The sequence below is a fragment of the Streptomyces sp. NPDC056527 genome, assembly GCF_042794475.1.
Taxonomy (GTDB): Bacteria; Actinomycetota; Actinomycetes; order Streptomycetales; family Streptomycetaceae; genus Streptomyces.
The window spans coordinates 46836-64629 of sequence record NZ_JBHTTQ010000011.1 but is presented as its reverse complement, the minus strand read 5'-3'; the positions used below and the strand labels follow the sequence as shown (position 1 = coordinate 64629).

The window sequence follows — 17794 nt, the reverse complement described above, 5'->3', positions numbered from 1 at the left end:
CGTCGGTCACTGGTCCGCTCCCTCTTCCTCGTCGCTGTCGCTCTGTTCGGTACCGAGCGGCTCGTAGACGAGCACCGCGCGGTTGTCCGGGCGCAGCCGGGCCTTGGCGACCGCCTGCACCTCCTCGGCCGTGACCTCCAGCACCCGGTGCACGGCGGTGAGGGCGAGCTGCGGGTCGCCGAACAGGACCGCGAAGCGGCACAGTTCGTCGGCCCGGCCCGCGACCGTGCCCAGCCGGTCCAGCCACTCGCGCTCCAACTGGGCCTGGGCGCGCTCCATCTCCTCGGGCGTCGGGCCCTCGGCGGCGAACCTGGCCAGCTCCTCGTCGACGGCGGCCTCGATCTCGGGCACCTCGACACCGCCGGACGTCTTGACGTCCAGCCAGCCCAGCGAGGGGGCCCCGGCCAGGCGCAGCAGACCGAACCCCGCGGCCACCGCCGTGCGGTCGCGGCGGACCAGACGGTTGTGGAGCCGCGAGGACTCGCCGCCGCCGAGGACGGTCAGGGCCAGGTCGGCGGCGTCGCACTCGCGCGTGCCGTCGTGCGGGAGCCGGTAGGCGGCCATCAGCGCGCGGGCCGGGACCTCCTCCTCGACGACCTCGCGCAGCTGCTCGCCGATGGTTTCCGGCAGAGTGCCGTCACGCGGCGGCAGCTTGCCGTCGTGCGACGGGATCGAGCCGAAGTACTTCTCGATCCACGCCAGGGTCTGCGCGGGATCGATGTCGCCGACGACCGAGAGCACCGCGTTGTTCGGCGCGTAGTACGTGCGGAAGAAGGACCGCGCGTCCTCGAGGGTGGCCGCGTCCAGGTCGGCCATGGAGCCGATCGGCGTGTGGTGGTACGGGTGGCCCTCGGGGTACGCGAGGGCGGTGAGCTTCTCGAAGGCCGTGCCGTAGGGCACGTTGTCGTACCGCTGGCGGCGCTCGTTCTTGACGACGTCCCGCTGGTTCTCCATGGACTCGTCGTCCAGGGCCGCGAGCAGCGAGCCCATGCGGTCCGCCTCCAGCCAGAGCGCCAGCTCCAGCTGGTGGGTGGGCATGGTCTCGAAGTAATTGGTGCGCTCGAAGCTCGTCGTGCCGTTGAGCGAGCCGCCCGCGCCCTGCACCAGCTCGAAGTGGCCGTTGCCGTGGACCTGCTTCGAGCCCTGGAACATCAGGTGCTCGAAGAGATGGGCGAGGCCGGTGCGGCCCGCGACCTCGTGGCGCGAGCCGACGTCGTACCAGAGGCAGACCGCGGCGACCGGGGTCAGGTGGTCCTCGGAGAGCACCACCCGCAGGCCGTTGGCCAGCCGGTGCTCGGTCGCTGTCAGGCCGCCGGAGCCGGCCTCTGCCGTGGCCGTGTGACCCATGGGCATGTACGTCCCTTCGATCGCGATATGGAAAAGTCCTGCCACCCTATGCAAGCGCACCGACACCTCGCGAAGTTCCCGCAGGTTCGAGGCGTCCCTCTTCCGGGTCGCGGGGGCGTCCCGGACGGCTGACAGCGGGCCGTACCCGGGTCGCGGTCGGCGTTGTCGGTGGGACGGTCCACAATGGTCCGCGTCAGATCAACCTTGTTGGTGAAGGAGCCGCAGCCGCGATGGCCCGCCGCAGCACGAAGACACCGCCGCCGGAAGACGCGTTCGAGGAGAGGATCCTCGACATCGACGTCGTCGACGAGATGCAGGGCTCCTTCCTCGAGTACGCGTACTCGGTGATCTACTCCCGCGCGCTGCCGGACGCCCGGGACGGCATGAAGCCGGTGCAGCGCCGCATCGTCTACCAGATGAACGAGATGGGCCTGCGCCCCGACCGCGGCTATGTGAAGTGCGCGCGCGTCGTCGGCGAGGTCATGGGCAAGCTGCACCCGCACGGCGACGCGTCGATCTACGACGCGATGGTCCGCATGGCGCAGCCCTTCTCCATGCGGGTGCCCCTGGTCGACGGCCACGGCAACTTCGGCTCCCTCGGCAACGACGACCCGCCGGCCGCCATGCGGTACACCGAGTCGAAGATGGCCGCCGCGGCGCTGATGATGACCGAGTCGATCGACGAGGACACCGTCGACTTCTCGCCGAACTACGACGGCCAGGAGCGGGAGCCCGTCGCCCTTCCGGCGGCGTACCCGAACCTGCTGGTCAACGGCGCGTCCGGCATCGCCGTCGGCATGGCGACGAACATGCCGCCGCACAACCTGGGCGAGGTGATCGCGGCCGCCCGGCACCTGATCCGCCACCCGAACGCGGACCTCGAGGCGCTGATGCGTTTCGTGCCCGGCCCCGACCTGCCCACGGGCGGCCGCATCGTCGGCCTGTCCGGCATCAAGGACGCGTACGAGAACGGCCGCGGCACGTTCAAGATCCGTGCCACGACGACGGTGGAGACCGTGACGGCCCGCCGCAAGGGCATCGTCGTCACCGAGCTGCCCTTCACGGTCGGCCCGGAGAAGGTCATCTCCAAGATCAAGGATCTGGTCGGCTCCAAGAAGCTGCAGGGCATCGCGGACGTCAAGGACCTCACCGACCGCGCCCACGGCCTGCGCCTGGTCATCGAGGTCAAGAACGGCTTCGTGCCGGAGGCGGTCCTGGAGCAGCTCTACAAGCTGACGCCGATGGAGGAGTCCTTCGGCATCAACAACGTGGCTCTGGTCGACGGCCAGCCGCTCACGCTGGGCCTCAAGGAGCTCCTCGAGGTCTATCTCGATCACCGCTTCGACGTGGTGCGCCGCCGCTCCGAGTTCCGCCGCGGCAAGAAGCGCGACCGGCTGCACCTCGTCGAGGGTCTGCTCGTCGCGCTGCTCGACATCGACGAGGTCATCCGCCTCATCCGCTCCAGCGAGAACTCGGCGCAGGCCAAGGAGCGCCTGATCGAGCGCTTCTCGCTGAGCGAGGTCCAGACGCAGTACATCCTGGACACCCCCCTGCGCCGGCTCACCAAGTTCGACCGCATCGAGCTGGAGACCGAGCGCGACCGGCTCAACGGCGAGATCGACGAGCTGACCGGGATCCTGGATTCCGACAACGAGCTGCGCAAGCTGGTCTCGGCGGAACTGGCCGCGGTGGCGAAGAAGTTCGGCACCGACCGGCGCACGGTCCTGCTGGAGTCGGCGGGCGCGCCCGTCGCCGCGACGTCCCTCGAGGTCGCGGACGACCCCTGCCGGGTCCTGCTGTCCTCGACGGGCCTCCTGGCCCGTACGGCGACGGAGGAGATCCCGGCCGCCGAGGAGGGCAAGCGCGCCAAGCACGACGCGATCGTCTCCGTGGTCCCGGCGACGCAGCGCGGTGACATCGGCGCGGTGACCTCTGCCGGACGGCTGCTGCGGATCGCGGTGATCGACCTGCCACAGCTGCCGATCACCGCCGCCGCGCCGAACCTGGCGGGCGGGGCTCCGCTGGCGGAGTTCCTCACGCTGGAGGACGACGAGACGGTGGTCTGCCTGACCACGCTCGACGAGTCCTCGCCGGGCCTGGCGCTCGGCACCCTGCAGGGCGTCGTGAAGCGTGTGGTGCCGGACTATCCGGCGAACAAGGACGAGTTGGAGGTCATCACCCTCAAGGACGGTGACCGGATCGTCGGCGCGACCGAGCTGCGCACGGGCGAGGAGGACCTGGTCTTCATCACATCGGACGCCCAGCTCCTGCGCTACCAGGCGTCGCAGGTGCGGCCCCAGGGACGCCCCGCGGGCGGCATGGCGGGCATCAAGCTGGCCGCGGGCGCCGAGGTGATCTCGTTCACGGCGGTGGACCCGGCGGCGGACGCGGTCGTGTTCACGGTGGCGGGTTCCACGGGCACGCTGGACGACTCCGCCGCCACGTCGGCGAAGCTGACACCGTTCGACCAGTACCCCCGCAAGGGGCGTGCGACGGGCGGCGTGCGCTGCCAGCGCTTCCTGAAGGGCGAGGACGTGATCATCCTCGCCTGGGCGGGCGCGACCCCGGCGTTCGCCGCGCAGAAGAACGGCATGCCGGTGGAGCTGCCCGAGGTCGACCCGCGCCGCGACGGCTCGGGCACGCCACTGCCGAAGCCGGTCGCGGTCCTGGCGGGCCCGGCGAGCTAGAGCTCCGGAGCCGGCTCGTCCGGCTGCTGTACGTACCGCAGGACGCCCCACATGCTGTGCTCGTCGGGGGCGTCCTGCGGGCCGTCCACGCGGCAGCCTTCGAGCTGCTCGCGCAGGGCGTCGCCGTCGACGCCCGAGCCGATCAGGACGAGCCGGGTGAGCCGCTCCTCGCCGGTCGGCCAGGGCTCGGGGTAGAAGCGCAGGAACCTGCCGACGGCGTGCACCGAGTAGCGGTTGTCGGGGTCGGCGGCGCCGAAGTCGACGAATCCCTTGATGCGGTAGAGGCCCTCGGGGCGGGAGTCCAGGAACTCCATCAGCCTGCGGGGGTGCAGGGCGGTCTCCGAGGCCAGGGAGAGGGTCTCGTAGCCGGCGTGCGGGTGGTCGTGGTCGTCCTCGGGATCTCCGTAGAGCAGGTCCTCGATGGACATCTGCCCCTCGATCTCGCCGTCGGGAACCACCCGGTCGAAGAGCAGCTCGGGGTCGACGCGTCCGTGCGCGGTACGGACCACCGCCGCGGGTCCCGCGAGCCCACCGACGGCCGCGTGGACGGCGTCCAGCTCCCGCTCCCCCACCCGGTCGGCCTTGTTGACCACGACCAGGTCGGCGAGGGCGAGATGCCGGTCGGTCTCGGGATGCCGTGCGCGCGTGGCGGAGAACTCGGCGGCGTCGACGACCTGTACCAGCCCGCCGTAGACGATCCGCTCGTTCTCGCTGGCGAGCACCATCCGCACCAGCTCCTGGGGCTCGGCGAGCCCGCTCGCCTCGATCACGATCACATCGAGGCGCAGCTCGGGCCGGGTGAGCACCTCCAGATACTCGTCCAGCTCGCTCACGTCGACGGCGCAGCAGAGGCATCCGTTGCCGAGCGAGACGGTGGACCCGACCTGTCCCGCGACGGTCATGGCGTCGATGCCGATGTCGCCGAAGTCGTTGACCATGACCCCGATCCGGGTGCCCCGGGCACTGCGCAGCAGATGGTTGAGCAGCGTCGTCTTGCCCGATCCGAGGAACCCGGAGAGGACGACGACGGGGATCTGCTGCTTGCTCAAGGGAAAACCCTTCCGACGACTCGACACACACCAAAGCCCCCAGAATAGGCAAGCCCCCGACACACGCGCCCCATGGGCGCCCCGGGGCCCATGCGGCACGGCCGGAGGCCGGGCGCACCCTCACCGGCCCGTGGCCGACAGGCCACGCGCGCGCCCGCCCCGACCCCGGCCGGCGCCACCGGCCCGTGGCCGACGGGCCTCGCGCGTGCCCGCCCCGGCCCTGGCGGACGCCGACCCCGCACATTTCCGGTCCCGGCCGCCCTCCCCGTACCGTTCCTGCCATGAGCCCCGCACCGACCACCCCGCCGCCGCCCCCCGCGCGACGCCGGCGGTTCGGCTGGCCGCAGCGGGTCTTCTCGCAGGTCCTCCTCATGCAGCTGGCCATCGCGACCGGCGTCACGGTGCTGGCCACCGGCTTCTTCCTCGCCCCTCTCAGCGCCCAGCTCGACGACCAGGCGATGCGCCGTGCCCTCGCCATCGCCGAGACGACCGCCTCCCCGCAGGTCGCCTCCGCGCTGAAGGGCTCCGCGCCCTCCGCCCAGGGCCCCGTACAGGCGGAGGCCGAGCGGATCCGGCAGTCCACCGGCGCCGAGTACGTCGTCGTCATGGACACCCGCGGCGTGCGCTGGTCCCACACCGACCCCGCGCAGATCGGCAGACTCGTCTCCACGGACCCCAGCGAGGCGCTCGCCGGGCACGAGGTCATGGAGATCGACAGCGGCACCCTGGGCCGCTCGGCGCGCGGCAAGGCCCCCTTGCGGAGCCCCGACGGGACGATCGTCGGCGCGGTGTCCGTCGGCATCGAGTACGACAGCGTCCAGGACCGGCTGCTCGGCGCGATCCCGGGTCTCCTCGCCTACGCCGGCGGCGCGCTCGCGGCCGGCGCCCTCGCCGCGTACTTGATCTCCCGCAGGCTCCAGCGGCGGACCCACGACCTGGCGTTCTCCGACATCTCCGCGCTGCTCGCGGAGCGCGAGGCCATGCTCCACGGCATCCGCGAGGGCGTCGTCGCCCTGGACCGCACCGGCCGCGTGCGCCTGATGAACGACGAGGCCCAGCGCCTCCTCGGGATCGGCCCGGAGGCCACCGGCCGGCCCCTTGAGGAGGTCCTCGGTCCGGGCCGCACGGCCGACGTGCTGGCCGGGCGGGTCACGGGCGAGGATCTGGTGACCGTACGCGGCCACCGCGTCCTCATCGCCAACCGGATGCCGACGGACGACGGCGGCGCGGTGGCCACCCTGCGCGACCGCACCGAGCTGGAGCGGCTCGGCCGCGAGCTGGACTCCACCCGCGGCCTGATCGACGCCCTGCGCGCCCAGGACCACGAGCACGCCAACCGGCTGCACACCCTTCTGGGCCTCCTCGAGCTGGAGATGCACGAGGAGGCGGTCGAGTTCGTCAACGAGGTCGTCGGCGTCCATCGGGCCACCGCGGAGCAGGTCACGGAGAAGGTCCACGATCCGCTGCTCGCCGCGCTGCTGGTCGGCAAGGCCACGGTCGCCGCGGAGCGGGGCGTGTCCTTGCGGATCTCGTCCGACTCGCTGCTCCCCGACCGTCTGGTGGACCCGCGCGAGCTGGTCACCGTGGTCGGCAACCTCGTCGACAACGCCCTGGACGCCGCCGCGGGCACGGCCGAGCCGCGCGTCGAGATCGCGCTGCGGGCCGAGGGGCGCACCGCCGTCCTGCGGGTGACCGACAGCGGCCCGGGCGTCCCGGACGACCGCCGCGAGCTGATCTTCACCGAGGGCTGGACCACGAAGGAGCTGCCGTCGCACGGCAAGCGGGGTCTGGGCCTGGCCCTGGTGCGCCGGCTCGCCGAGCGCCGGGGCGGCAGCGCCCGTGTCGCGGACGGGCCGGACGGAGGCGCCGAGTTCACCGTCGTGCTCCCGGAGGCACTGAGCGAACCGGCGCCCGAGCCGGAACCCGCGCAGGAGCCGGCATCCGCGTGGGGGATTGAGCCCGCGCAAGGGCCGGAATCCGCTCAGGGGCCGGAGCCCGCGCAGGAGCCCTCCATGGCCCGGGTGAATGAGGAGTCGCGATGATCGACGTACTGGTCGTCGACGACGACGTTCGCGTCGCGCAGATCAACGCGGCCTACGTGACGAAGATGCCCGGGTTCCGCGTCGTCGCCACCGCCCACACCACAGCGGAGGCGATCGCCCGCCTCGGTGAGGTCCCGGTCGACCTCATCCTGCTCGACCACTACCTGCCGGACGAGAACGGACTCGCGGTCGTACGGGAGCTGCGCCGGCAGGGCCACCAGACCGACGTGATCATGGTGACGGCGGCGCGCGACGTGGCGACGGTCCAGGCCGCGATGCGTCACGGCGCCCTCCAGTACCTGGTGAAGCCGTTCACCTTCGCCGGGCTGCGCGCCAAGCTGGAGGCGTACGCCGCCCTGCGCCACACCCTCGACGGCGGCGGCGAGGCCGAACAGGCGGAGGTGGACCGGTTCTTCGGCGCCCTCTCGGCGGGCGCGGCCGAGCCCGAACTGCCGAAGGGGCACTCCCCCACCACGGCCGAGCTGGTACGCCAGGTGCTGCTCGCCGCCGACGGGGCCCTGTCGGCGCAGGAGATCGCCGAGCGGGCCGGGGTGAGCCGGCAGACCGCCCAGCGCTATCTCAAGCTGCTCGAACGCACCGGCCGCGTACGCCTCTCGCTGAAGTACGGCGAGACCGGCCGTCCCGAGCACCGCTACGTCTGGGCCCCGGCCGCCCGCTGAAGATCCCACCCGGGACTCACACCGCGCCTGCGCCGGTCAGCGCCCTGACCTCCGTCTCCGCGTGCCGGGCCGCGTCCGGCGGCTCGGAGGAGATGACCGTGCCGATCCAGCCGGCCAGGAAGCCCAGCGGGATGGAGACCACACCCGGGTTCTGGAGCGGGAAGACATGGAAGTCGACGCCCGGGAAGAGCGCGTCCGGGCTGCCGGAGACGACCGGCGAGAGCACGACCAGCAGGACGGCCGGGATCAGCCCTCCGTACACCGACCACACGGCGCCCCGCGTGGTGAACTTCCGCCAGAACAGCGAGTAGAGAAGCACGGGGAGGTTGGCGGAGGCGGCGACCGCGAAGGCGAGCCCGACCAGGAACGCCACATTGAGGTCCCGGGCGAGCAGTCCGAGACCGATCGCGGCCACCCCGATCCCGGCGGCGGCCAGGCGTGCCACTGTCACCTCGCTGTACTGCTTCGCATGCGCGTTGCGGCGGCGCAGCGAGGCGTACAGATCGTGGGCCACGGAGGCGGAGGAGGCGAGCGTGATGCCGGCGACGACGGCCAGGATGGTGGCGAAGGCGATGGCCGCGACGATCGCGAACAGCACGGTGCCACCGGTCGAACCCGCTCCCCCTCCGAGGTCGAGCGCCAGGAGCGGTACGGCGGTGTTCCCGGCGGCGTTGGAGGCGCGGACGGCGTCGGGGCCGATGATCGCGGCCGCCCCGAAGCCGAGGACGATCGTCATCAGATAGAAGCCGCCGATGAGCCCGATGGCCCAGACGACCGAACGGCGGGCAGCCCGCGCGGTGGGCACGGTGTAGAAGCGGGAGAGGATGTGCGGGAGGCCCGCGGTGCCGAGGACGAGCGCGATGCCGAGGCTGATGAAGTCGAGGCGCGCGGTCCACTCCCCGCCGTAGCGCAGCCCCGGTGCGAGGAAGTCCCGTCCGTGCCCGCTGCGCTCGGCCGCGGTCGTGAGCAGGTGGTTGAAGTCTCCGTGGAAGCGCACCAGGACGAGCACGGTGAGGGCGATGGTGCCGGCCATGAGGAGCACGGCCTTGACGATCTGGATCCAGGTGGTCGCGCGCATCCCGCCCAGCGACACGTAGACGACCATCAGGGCGCCGACGCCGATCACGGTCCAGGAGCGGGCCGCCTCGCTCGTGCCGCCGAGGAGGAGGGCGACCAGACTGCCGGCTCCCACCATCTGGGCCACCAGGTAGAGCACGGAGACGGTGACGGAGGACGTTCCGGCGGCGATCCGGACGGGGCGCTCCGCCATCCGCGCGGCGACGACGTCGGCGAGCGTGAACCGACCGCAGTTGCGGACCAGTTCGGCGACCAGGAGGAGCACGACCAGCCAGGCGACGAGGAAGCCGACGGAGTACAGCATCCCGTCGTAGCCGAAGAGCGCGATGAGGCCCGAGATGCCGAGGAAGGAGGCGGCGGACATGTAGTCGCCGGCGATGGCGAAACCGTTCTCCATCGGCGAGAACAGCCGTCCGCCGGCGTAGAACTCCTCAGCGGATCCATGCCGGTTACGGCTCACCCAGGTGGTGATCCCCAGCGTCACCGCGATGAACGCGCTGAACAGCAGCAGTGCCAGCGTCTGATGGTCGTCGGTCACCGCCGGCCCCCTCGTGTCGTCTCCTGGGCGCGCGTCTCGTCGTACACGGTCCAGCGCAGTTCCAGTGCCGCCCGGTCCCTGCGCAGCCGGGCATGTCGGGCATAGGCCCAGGTCAGCAGGAAGGTGGTGAGGAACTGGCCGAGTCCGGCGACCATCGCCACATTCACCGCCCCGGCGACGGGCCGGGCCATCAGACCGGGGGCCACGGTCGCCGCCACGACATAGGCGAGGTACCAGAGGAGGAAGCCGAGGGCGGCGGGGAGCACGAACCGCCGGTAGCGGCTGCGTACCTCCTGGAAGGCGGGGCTGCGCTGGACCGCCAGATAGATGTCGGCGGCGCTGTGGGCCGGCTGCTGTCGCGGAACGGCTCCGGGCGCCGGCGCGTCGTGCGTCGAGGCGCCGACCGGTGCCTCGGTCTCGACCGCCTCACCCCAACCGGCGGCCAGTGCGTCGTACCAGGGGTCGTCGATCCGCACTGCCGGGAGGCCCGGCCCTTCGTGCTTCTCCACCGGTGAACTCTCCTTGTCAGCGAACCGTTTCGGCCGCGTGCCCAAGGATGGACAGAGCGGGAAGATCCAGGACTCTTCTCCTCCCGCTCTTCACCCCATCAGGTGATGGTCTCGCCAGGTGGGGCGACGAGCCCGTGCTGATATGCGTACCGGACGGCCTGCACCCGGTCGCGCACGCCGATCTTGGCGAAGAGATTGTTGATGTGCGTCTTGACGGTCGCCGTGGAGATGCCCAGTCGGCGGGCGATCTCCTGGTTGGAGAGTCCGTCCGCGACCAGGCCGAGCACCTCGGTCTCGCGCTCGGTGAGTCCGTCGGGTCCTGACTCCTGGTGCTGCGGTCCTCGCCGGCCGCCGTGCGCCGCCTCGGCCGGTCCTCCCCGGAACGGTGCACGCCCCTGGGGCTGGGCCATCAGCTGTTCCAGAAGCCTCCGTTGGACGGCGGGCGCCAGTCCGGCCCGTCCGTCGAGCACGTCATGGACGGCCCGTACGATCTCCTCCCCGCCCGCGTCCTTGGTGAGATAACCGCGGGCCCCGGCGCGCAGTGCCGGGAAGAGCGAGTCGTCGTCCGCGTAGGTGGTCAGCACCACGACTTCGGTCTCCGGGTGCTCGGAGCGGATCCGCCGGGTCGCCTCCACCCCGTCGCACCGCGGCATCCGAAGGTCCATCAGCACCACATCGGGGGCGAGTTCCGCGGTCAGCGCGACGGCTTCCTCGCCGTCCCTGGCGGCTCCGACGACCTCGATGCCGGGCAGCAGCCCGAGCACGAGCACGATGCCCTCGCGCACCATGGACTGGTCGTCGGCCACGATCACGCGCGCGACCCGGCCGTCGTCGTACCGCGTCTTCGGACCGCTCATGCCGGCACCCTCAGCCGCACGGCGAAACCCTCGTCCTCGGGACCGGCCTCCAGCGTGCCGCCCAGGAGCTCGGCGCGCTCCCTCATCCCGAGGAGCCCGTAGCCCGAGCCCGAACCGCTCAGCGCGGCACCGTCGCCGCCCCCGACCGCACCCGAGTCCCGTACCTCCAGGGCGATCTCCCCCGTCTCGTAGGCGAGCCGGAGCCGCGTCCTCGCCCCCGGCGCGTGCTTGCGTACGTTCGTGAGGGCCTCCTGGGCCACCCTGCGTACCGCCTGCGAGGCCTCCGGCGGCAGGGCCCGGCGCACGCCGATCACCTCGACCTCCGCCCGGTCCCCGCGCGCCAGCTCCCGCAGATAGTCCTCGACGGGCACCATGTCGCCGCGGAGCGCGGAGAGCGCGTGCCGGGTCTCGGCGAGTCCCTCCCGGGCCATGGAGCGCGCGGCGGCCACCCGCTCGAGGACGTCCTCCCGCCGGGCACCTGCCTCGATCTGCAGCCGCGCGGCCTCCAGGTGCACCAGCTGCGCGGAGAGGCTGTGCGCCAGCACGTCGTGGATCTCCCGGGCGATCCTGGCCCGCTCGCTCAGGGCGGCGGAGGCCGCCTCCGCCTCGCGGGCCGCCCGCTCCTGCGCCAGCAGCCGGAACCCGGCGCTGCGGGCCTGGGCGTCCAAGCGGAGGGAGTAGCCGGTGAGCAGCACGGCGGCCGTGGTCACCCCGGCACCCAGGAACCCGGTCTCGTCCGCGTCGACGAAGCCTCCGGAGAGGACCAGCACGGTGATCAGGGCGACGAGCAGCGGGAGTCGCTCCATCGCCGTGACCGAGACGACGATCCAGACCAGCGTCGCGGAGACATCGGCTCCGGCGGCATGGGCTCCGAGCCCGACCGCCGCCACGAGGGTGAGCAGCCCGAGCGACGGCGCGAGCCGATGGGCGACGGTCGTCGCGTGATAGGCGGCGACCGCGGCCACGCAGAGGGCGAGACCGAGCGGGGGCACGATCCCGTACCAGCCGGAGAAGGCTCCCGAGCCGTACGCGCTCGCCACGATCCACGAGCAGATCGCGGTGAGCAGCAAGCCGTCGATCACGAGGCGGCCGCGTGGCACACCGACCCGGGTCAGCGCCTCGGGCGCGGGCCACACGAGCCATCGCCTGGTCGTCCTGCCGCCGTACATGTCCGTCCCCCTCCGTCGCTTCGATGCTACGGAGGGGAGACGCGTCCGTGATCGCCTCAGGGGTGGAACTCTGCGGCTCCACCCCTGGGTGGACGGTCGGCCGGCGGAACCGGTCTAGGCGTCGATCCGCGAGCGGTCGAGCGTCGCCGCGGAGCTGGTGATGAACTCCTTGCGGGGAGCCACGTCGTTGCCCATCAGCAGGTCGAAGACGTGCTCGGCCGACTCCAGGTCGCCGATGTTGATCCGGCGCAGGGTCCTGTGCCGCGGATCCATCGTCGTCTCCGCCAGCTGGTCGGCGTCCATCTCACCGAGACCCTTGTAGCGCTGGATGGCGTCCTTGTAGCGGACACCCTTGCGCTGGAACTCGAGCAGGGTCTGGCGCAGCTCGTTGTCCGAGTACGTGTAGACGTACTTGTCCTGGCCCCTCTTGGGCTGGACCAGCTCGATGCGGTGCAGCGGCGGCACGGCGGCGAAGACGCGGCCCTGCTCGACCATGGGCCGCATGTAGCGCTGGAAGAGGGTCAGCAGCAGCGTGCGGATGTGGGAGCCGTCGACGTCGGCGTCGGTCATCATGATGACCTTGCCGTACCGGGCGGCGTCGATGTCGAAGGTGCGGCCGGAGCCGGCTCCTATGACCTGGATGATCGCTCCGCACTCGGCGTTCTTGAGCATGTCCGATACGGAGGACTTCTGGACGTTGAGGATCTTGCCCCGGATCGGCAGCAGGGCCTGGAACTCGCTGTTGCGGGCGAGCTTGGCGGTGCCGAGCGCGGAGTCTCCCTCGACGATGAAGAGCTCGCTGCGCTCCACGTCGTCGCTGCGGCAGTCGGCGAGCTTGGCCGGCAGCGAGGAGGACTCCAGCGCGGTCTTGCGGCGCTGCGCGTCCTTGTGCTGGCGGGCGGCGATGCGGGTCCTGGCGGCCGCCACGGTCTTGTCCAGGACGGCCCGGGCCTGAGCCTTGGCATCACGCTTGGTTGACGTGAGGAAGGCCTTCAGCTCCCTGGCGATCACGTTGGCGACGATCCGGCGGGCGGCCGAGGTGCCGAGCACCTCCTTGGTCTGGCCCTCGAACTGCGGCTCGGCGAGGCGGACCGTCACGACGGCCGTGAGCCCCTCCAGGGCGTCGTCCTTGACGATGTCGTCCTCGGCGACGCGCAGCATCTTGGCGGAGCGCAGGACCTCGTTCACCGTCTTGGTGATGGCCTGCTCGAAGCCGGAGACATGGGTGCCGCCCTTGGGGGTGGCGATGATGTTGACGAAGGACTTGACCGTGCTGTCGTAGCCGGTGCCCCAGCGCAGGGCGACGTCGACGCCCAGCTCACGGGTGACCTCGGTGGGGGTCATGTGGCCGCGGTCGTCGAGGACCGGGACGGTCTCCTTGAAGGTGCCCGTGCCCGTCAGCCGCTGGACGTCGCAGACGGCCTTGTCCTGCGCGAGGAACTCGCAGAACTCACTGATGCCGCCGTCGAAGCGGAAGGTCTCCTCGCTCTTGCCCACACCGTCCAGGTCGCGCTCGTCGCGGACCACGATGGTCAGGCCGGGCACCAGGAAGGCCGTCTGGCGGGCGCGCTGGTGGAGCGTCTCCAGGGAGAGCTTGGCGTCCTTGAGGAAGATCTGGCGGTCGGCCCAGTACCGCACGCGGGTGCCGGTGCGGGTCTTCGGGACGCGCTTGCCCTTCAGCAGCCCGTTGGCGGGGTCGAAGGGGCTGTCGGGGCCCTGCTCGGTGAAGATGCCGGGGACGCCGCGACGGAAGCTGATCGAGTGCGTGGCGCTGTTCCGGTCGACCTCGACGTCGAGCCGGGCCGACAGCGCGTTCACCACGGAGGCGCCCACGCCGTGCAGACCGCCGGAGGCCGCGTACGAGCCGCCGCCGAACTTTCCGCCGGCGTGCAACTTCGTCATGACGACCTCGACGCCGGAGAGCCCGGTCTTGGGCTCGACGTCGACCGGGATGCCCCGGCCGTTGTCCTGCACCTCGACGGAGCCGTCGTCGTGGAGGATCACGTCGATGCGGTCGCAGTAGCCACCGAGGGCCTCGTCGACGGAGTTGTCGATGATCTCCCAGATGCAGTGCATCAGGCCGCGGCTGTCGGTGGACCCGATGTACATGCCGGGGCGCTTGCGGACCGCTTCGAGCCCTTCGAGTACGAGCAGGTGCCGCGCGGTGTAGTTGGAAGCGTCACGGTCTGCGGTCAGCAGCGCACTGGACGGCACGGACGTTTCGGCGGTCACGCGGTTCGCTCCTCGCTGAATTTGAAAAGTGGCCCGGTGGGGTAAGGCCCGGCGTCGTTCACCGGTCTGAGGGTACCGATGCCTGGTAGAGCCGTTGTCACGCCACCCTCCTGATTTCTCATGCTAGTGCAGAGTCGCATGAGTGTTCGATCCCTCGATGGGGTGACGTGAACATCACGTTCCCTTCCACGCATGAACCATTTAGGCTCCGGGCACGTCCTCATTCACAACCGGCAACCCAGCCGGGAGGACGAACCGAGACAAGCAATGCGAAATCCGTAGAGCGACGCAATACGGCTCATTCGCCGCCAACCGGCAGCAGACAGCCACCTCGGGAAGAAGTTTCGAGGAAAAGCCACGAGCGGGAACGTTTTCGGCCTGGTTGGATGTTGACCCTGGTACGACAGCTCGTCGAGCTAGAGAAGAGGCGACGTGACTACTGTTCTGACCCCCGCGAGCCCCCTGACGGCCGCTGACCGCTGCGACCGCTGCGGCGCCCAGGCGTACGTGCGCGTCGTCCTGACCAGCGGCGGTGACTTGCTCTTCTGCGCCCACCACGGGCGCAAGTTCGAGCCGGAACTCAAGAAGATCGCCGCGGAAATACAGGATGAGACGGACCGGCTCACCGACGTGCCGGCCAAGGCAGTAGACGAGGACCGCTGACGCCTCGCATCCACGACGAGCCAAGGGCCGGTCGCTGACCGGACGACGGGCGGCCACCCCCGCAGTCACAGGGGGGTGGCCGCCCGTCCTCGCACACGAGGCCCGAGGCCCGCTCCGGCCTCGCCTGTGCGGCTCAGAGCTTCGTCGGCAGCACCGCCGAGACCCGGGTGTAGACGCCCGGATTCTCGGCCTGACCGCACCCACTGCCCCAGGACACCAGCCCGATGAGCCGCCCCGCGGCCACCAGCGGCCCTCCGCTGTCCCCCTGGCAGGCGTCCTTGCCGCCCTGCGGGTCACCGGCGCACAGCATCGTCTCGCCCCGGTACGCGGCTCCGAAGCCGCCCGGATAGGCCCGCTCGCATGCCCCGTCGGGCAGCACCTGGACGCGCGCCGAGCGCAGCGCCGAGGCATAGGTGCCGTTGCCTGTCGTGTCCCCCCATCCGTAGACGTCCGCCGCCGTCCCCGGGATCTCGGCCTCGTCGCCCGGGCGGGCCACCTCGATCACGTAGGACTGCGGCAGCGCGGTCGCCAGCGTCAGGACCGCCAGATCGTTGGCGTTGGTCGTGGGGTTGTACTCCGGACTGGTCCAGGTGCCGGAGATCCGGATCTCGTGCCCACCCTGGCCGCTGAGCGCACTGCGGCCCGCGATGACCTTGAGGTCGGGAAGGTCCGAGGGCTCGCCGCCCAGAACGTCCCTGCCGAGGCAGTGGGCCGCGGTGAGCACCTGGGTCGGCGCGACCACCACTCCCCCGCAGAACTGCCCCGCACGCGTACCTCCGAACCGGTCACGGCTGGAGAGCGCCACGACCCACGGGGCCTCCGCGATCTTCGCGGTCTGCCCTCCGACGACGACACTGTCGGCGGCCGCGGGAGCGGCGGCGGCGAACGGGCCTGCCGCCGCCGAGATCAGGCCCAGGGCAGTGGTCACTGCTCGGGCGATGGGGCGACGCATAGAGCCTCCTGACTCTCCGAAGATGTCGGTTCACCCAGCGTGGTGCAGGTGTCGCCGCCCTGCACCCGCGCACACGCCGAAGGGCCCGGCCCCCTTTCGGGGAACCGGGCCCTTCGGCGTGTACGACGCGGACTAGTCGAGGTAGTCGCGCAGGACCTGCGAACGGGACGGGTGACGGAGCTTCGACATCGTCTTCGACTCGATCTGGCGGATCCGCTCACGCGTGACGCCGTAGACCTTGCCGATCTCGTCCAGCGTCTTCGGCTGACCGTCGGTGAGACCGAAGCGCATGGAGACCACGCCGGCCTCACGCTCGGAGAGCGTGTCGAGAACGGAGTGCAGCTGCTCCTGGAGGAGCGTGAAGCTGACCGCGTCGGCCGGGACGACCGCCTCGGAGTCCTCGATGAGGTCACCGAACTCGCTGTCTCCGTCCTCACCCAGCGGGGTGTGGAGGGAGATCGGCTCGCGGCCGTACTTCTGGACCTCGATGACCTTCTCCGGGGTCATGTCGAGCTCCTTGGCCAGCTCCTCCGGGGTGGGCTCACGGCCCAGGTCCTGGAGCATCTGGCGCTGGACGCGCGCGAGCTTGTTGATGACCTCGACCATGTGCACCGGAATACGGATGGTGCGGGCCTGGTCGGCCATGGCGCGGGTGATCGCCTGACGGATCCACCAGGTGGCGTACGTGGAGAACTTGTAGCCCTTGGTGTAGTCGAACTTCTCGACGGCGCGGATCAGACCCAGGTTGCCCTCCTGGATCAGGTCCAGGAAGAGCATTCCGCGGCCGGTGTAGCGCTTGGCCAGCGAGACCACCAGTCGGAGGTTGGCCTCCAGGAGGTGGTTCTTGGCGCGGCGGCCGTCCTCGGCGATGATCTCCAGCTCGCGCTTGAGCTTGGGCGCCAGCTTGTCGGAGTTGGCCAGCTTGTCCTCGGCGAACAGACCGGCCTCGATGCGCTTGGCGAGCTCGACCTCCTGCTCGGCGTTGAGCAGCGGGACCTTGCCGATCTGCTTCAGGTAGTCCTTGACCGGGTCGGCGGTGGCACCGGCGACGGCGACCTGCTGCGCCGGAGCGTCGTCCTCGTCCTCGTCGGACAGGACGAAGCCCTTGTTCTCGCCTTCGGCCTCCTCGTCCTCGCCCTTGCCGGGCGCGACGTCATCGAGGAGCTCCTCGCCCTCGACGGCCTCGTCGGCGTCCTTCTTGGAAGCGGTCTTCTTGGCCGTCGCCTTCTTGGCGGTGGCCTTCTTCGCCACCGTCTTCTTGGCCACGGTCTTCTTGGCGGCCGCCTTCTTGGCCGGCGCTCCGGCCTCGTCGGCCGGGTCCGCGCTCTCAGCCGCCGCAGCCGCCGTGGCGGCCGAGACGGTCTTCGTCACGGTCGTCTTGGCGGTGACGGTCTTGGTGGCGGTGCGCTTGGCCGGGCTCTTCGCTGCGACGCTCTTGCGGGCGCGCTTCGGCGACTCCGCTGCACTGACCATCAGCGTCACACCCTCTTCCTCGAGGATCTGGTTGAGGCTGCGCAGAACATTCTTCCACTGGGTTGGCGGAATCTGGTCAGCCTCGAAGGCCCGACGCACGTCATCGCCGGCGATCTGCCCATCAGCCTTTCCCCGCTCGATGAGCGCCATCACAGACTCGGACTCGGCGATCTCCGGCGGGAGCGTACGGGATGTGCTGGCCGACACGAACAACCTCTCGGAACGATGGAAAACGGCTTCCGGCCCCGCCCGGGATCGGGCCGGAGCCGACGACCATCGGCTGGGAATGTGCCGACGGCGCGGGCTGGACCGGGGAACTGCACAGCGCCTCACGCGGCTGCTGTATTCCTTCCTCGGCTGTCACCTCTTAAGTCATCGCACGGCTTCGAGGAGTGTTACGCCCAATCCGCGTGGCCCGAGTCACACCTCATTTGCGACGAAGCGGCCAGAACGGGCGTTCGTCGCACATTCGCGCCGCCCGAGCCCCCGCGGAACCCTGGGGATGCGTCGTGATCCCCG

The 17794-nt window shown here is 70.8% G+C and carries 13 protein-coding genes; 4 read left to right on the top strand and 9 right to left on the bottom strand.

Annotation, left to right across the window (positions count from 1 at the left end; genetic code table 11):
- Window positions 1-6 precede the first annotated feature (6 nt).
- Window positions 7-1347 carry a M16 family metallopeptidase gene (locus tag ACFQ7Q_RS08995; RefSeq protein ID WP_383551543.1) on the bottom strand — a complete coding sequence of 447 codons (1341 nt, stop codon included), beginning with the start codon at window positions 1345-1347 and terminating at the stop codon, window positions 7-9.
- Window positions 1348-1577: 230 nt separating this feature from the next.
- Here ACFQ7Q_RS08995 and ACFQ7Q_RS08990 point away from each other — a divergent pair, with 230 nt between their 5' ends.
- Window positions 1578-4034, top strand: coding sequence for a DNA topoisomerase (ATP-hydrolyzing) subunit A (locus ACFQ7Q_RS08990; RefSeq protein WP_383551541.1), 2457 nt, complete (start codon window positions 1578-1580; stop codon window positions 4032-4034).
- Here ACFQ7Q_RS08990 and ACFQ7Q_RS08985 read toward each other — a convergent pair.
- Window positions 4031-5083, bottom strand: coding sequence for a CobW family GTP-binding protein (locus ACFQ7Q_RS08985; RefSeq protein ID WP_383551539.1), 1053 nt, complete (start codon window positions 5081-5083; stop codon window positions 4031-4033). The genes ACFQ7Q_RS08990 and ACFQ7Q_RS08985 overlap by 4 nt on opposite strands.
- A 281-nt stretch (window positions 5084-5364) precedes the next feature.
- Between ACFQ7Q_RS08985 and ACFQ7Q_RS08980 the strand changes: the two genes are divergently transcribed.
- A complete protein-coding gene (locus ACFQ7Q_RS08980; RefSeq protein ID WP_383551537.1) occupies window positions 5365-7125 on the top strand; it encodes an ATP-binding protein in 1761 nt (586 codons plus the stop codon).
- Window positions 7122-7805, top strand: a complete 684-nt coding sequence (locus tag ACFQ7Q_RS08975; protein WP_383551535.1) for a response regulator — start codon at window positions 7122-7124, stop codon at window positions 7803-7805. The genes ACFQ7Q_RS08980 and ACFQ7Q_RS08975 overlap by 4 nt, the downstream gene beginning before the upstream one ends.
- Before the next feature lie 16 nt (window positions 7806-7821).
- Here the strand turns inward: ACFQ7Q_RS08975 and ACFQ7Q_RS08970 are convergent, their stop codons facing one another.
- The 5 genes from ACFQ7Q_RS08970 to ACFQ7Q_RS08950 all read right to left on the bottom strand — a co-directional run bounded on the left by ACFQ7Q_RS08970 (window position 7822) and on the right by ACFQ7Q_RS08950 (window position 14187).
- Complete coding sequence (locus ACFQ7Q_RS08970; protein WP_383551533.1) at window positions 7822-9420, bottom strand: cation acetate symporter; 1599 nt, start codon at window positions 9418-9420, stop codon at window positions 7822-7824.
- Window positions 9417-9929, bottom strand: a complete 513-nt coding sequence (locus ACFQ7Q_RS08965; RefSeq protein WP_383551531.1) for a DUF485 domain-containing protein — start codon at window positions 9927-9929, stop codon at window positions 9417-9419. Before ACFQ7Q_RS08965 ends, ACFQ7Q_RS08970 begins: the two co-directional genes overlap by 4 nt.
- A gap of 98 nt (window positions 9930-10027) precedes the next feature.
- A complete protein-coding gene (locus ACFQ7Q_RS08960; RefSeq protein ID WP_383551529.1) occupies window positions 10028-10786 on the bottom strand; it encodes a response regulator in 759 nt (252 codons plus the stop codon).
- The gene (locus ACFQ7Q_RS08955) at window positions 10783-11955 is read right to left on the bottom strand and encodes a sensor histidine kinase (RefSeq protein ID WP_383551527.1); all 1173 of its coding nucleotides are present in this window, start codon (window positions 11953-11955) and stop codon (window positions 10783-10785) included. The genes ACFQ7Q_RS08960 and ACFQ7Q_RS08955 overlap by 4 nt, the downstream gene beginning before the upstream one ends.
- Before the next feature lie 114 nt (window positions 11956-12069).
- The gene (locus ACFQ7Q_RS08950; RefSeq protein WP_383551525.1) at window positions 12070-14187 is read right to left on the bottom strand and encodes a type IIA DNA topoisomerase subunit B; all 2118 of its coding nucleotides are present in this window, start codon (window positions 14185-14187) and stop codon (window positions 12070-12072) included.
- Between the two features lie 432 nt (window positions 14188-14619).
- Here ACFQ7Q_RS08950 and ACFQ7Q_RS08945 point away from each other — a divergent pair, with 432 nt between their 5' ends.
- Complete coding sequence (locus ACFQ7Q_RS08945) at window positions 14620-14850, top strand: hypothetical protein (RefSeq protein ID WP_329115038.1); 231 nt, start codon at window positions 14620-14622, stop codon at window positions 14848-14850.
- A 133-nt stretch (window positions 14851-14983) separates the two neighbouring features.
- Here the strand turns inward: ACFQ7Q_RS08945 and ACFQ7Q_RS08940 are convergent, their stop codons facing one another.
- Window positions 14984-15802 carry a S1 family serine peptidase gene (locus tag ACFQ7Q_RS08940; RefSeq protein ID WP_383551522.1) on the bottom strand — a complete coding sequence of 273 codons (819 nt, stop codon included), beginning with the start codon at window positions 15800-15802 and terminating at the stop codon, window positions 14984-14986.
- Window positions 15803-15934: 132 nt separating this feature from the next.
- The gene (locus tag ACFQ7Q_RS08935) at window positions 15935-17482 is read right to left on the bottom strand and encodes an RNA polymerase sigma factor (RefSeq protein WP_383551520.1); all 1548 of its coding nucleotides are present in this window, start codon (window positions 17480-17482) and stop codon (window positions 15935-15937) included.
- Window positions 17483-17794 lie beyond the last annotated feature (312 nt).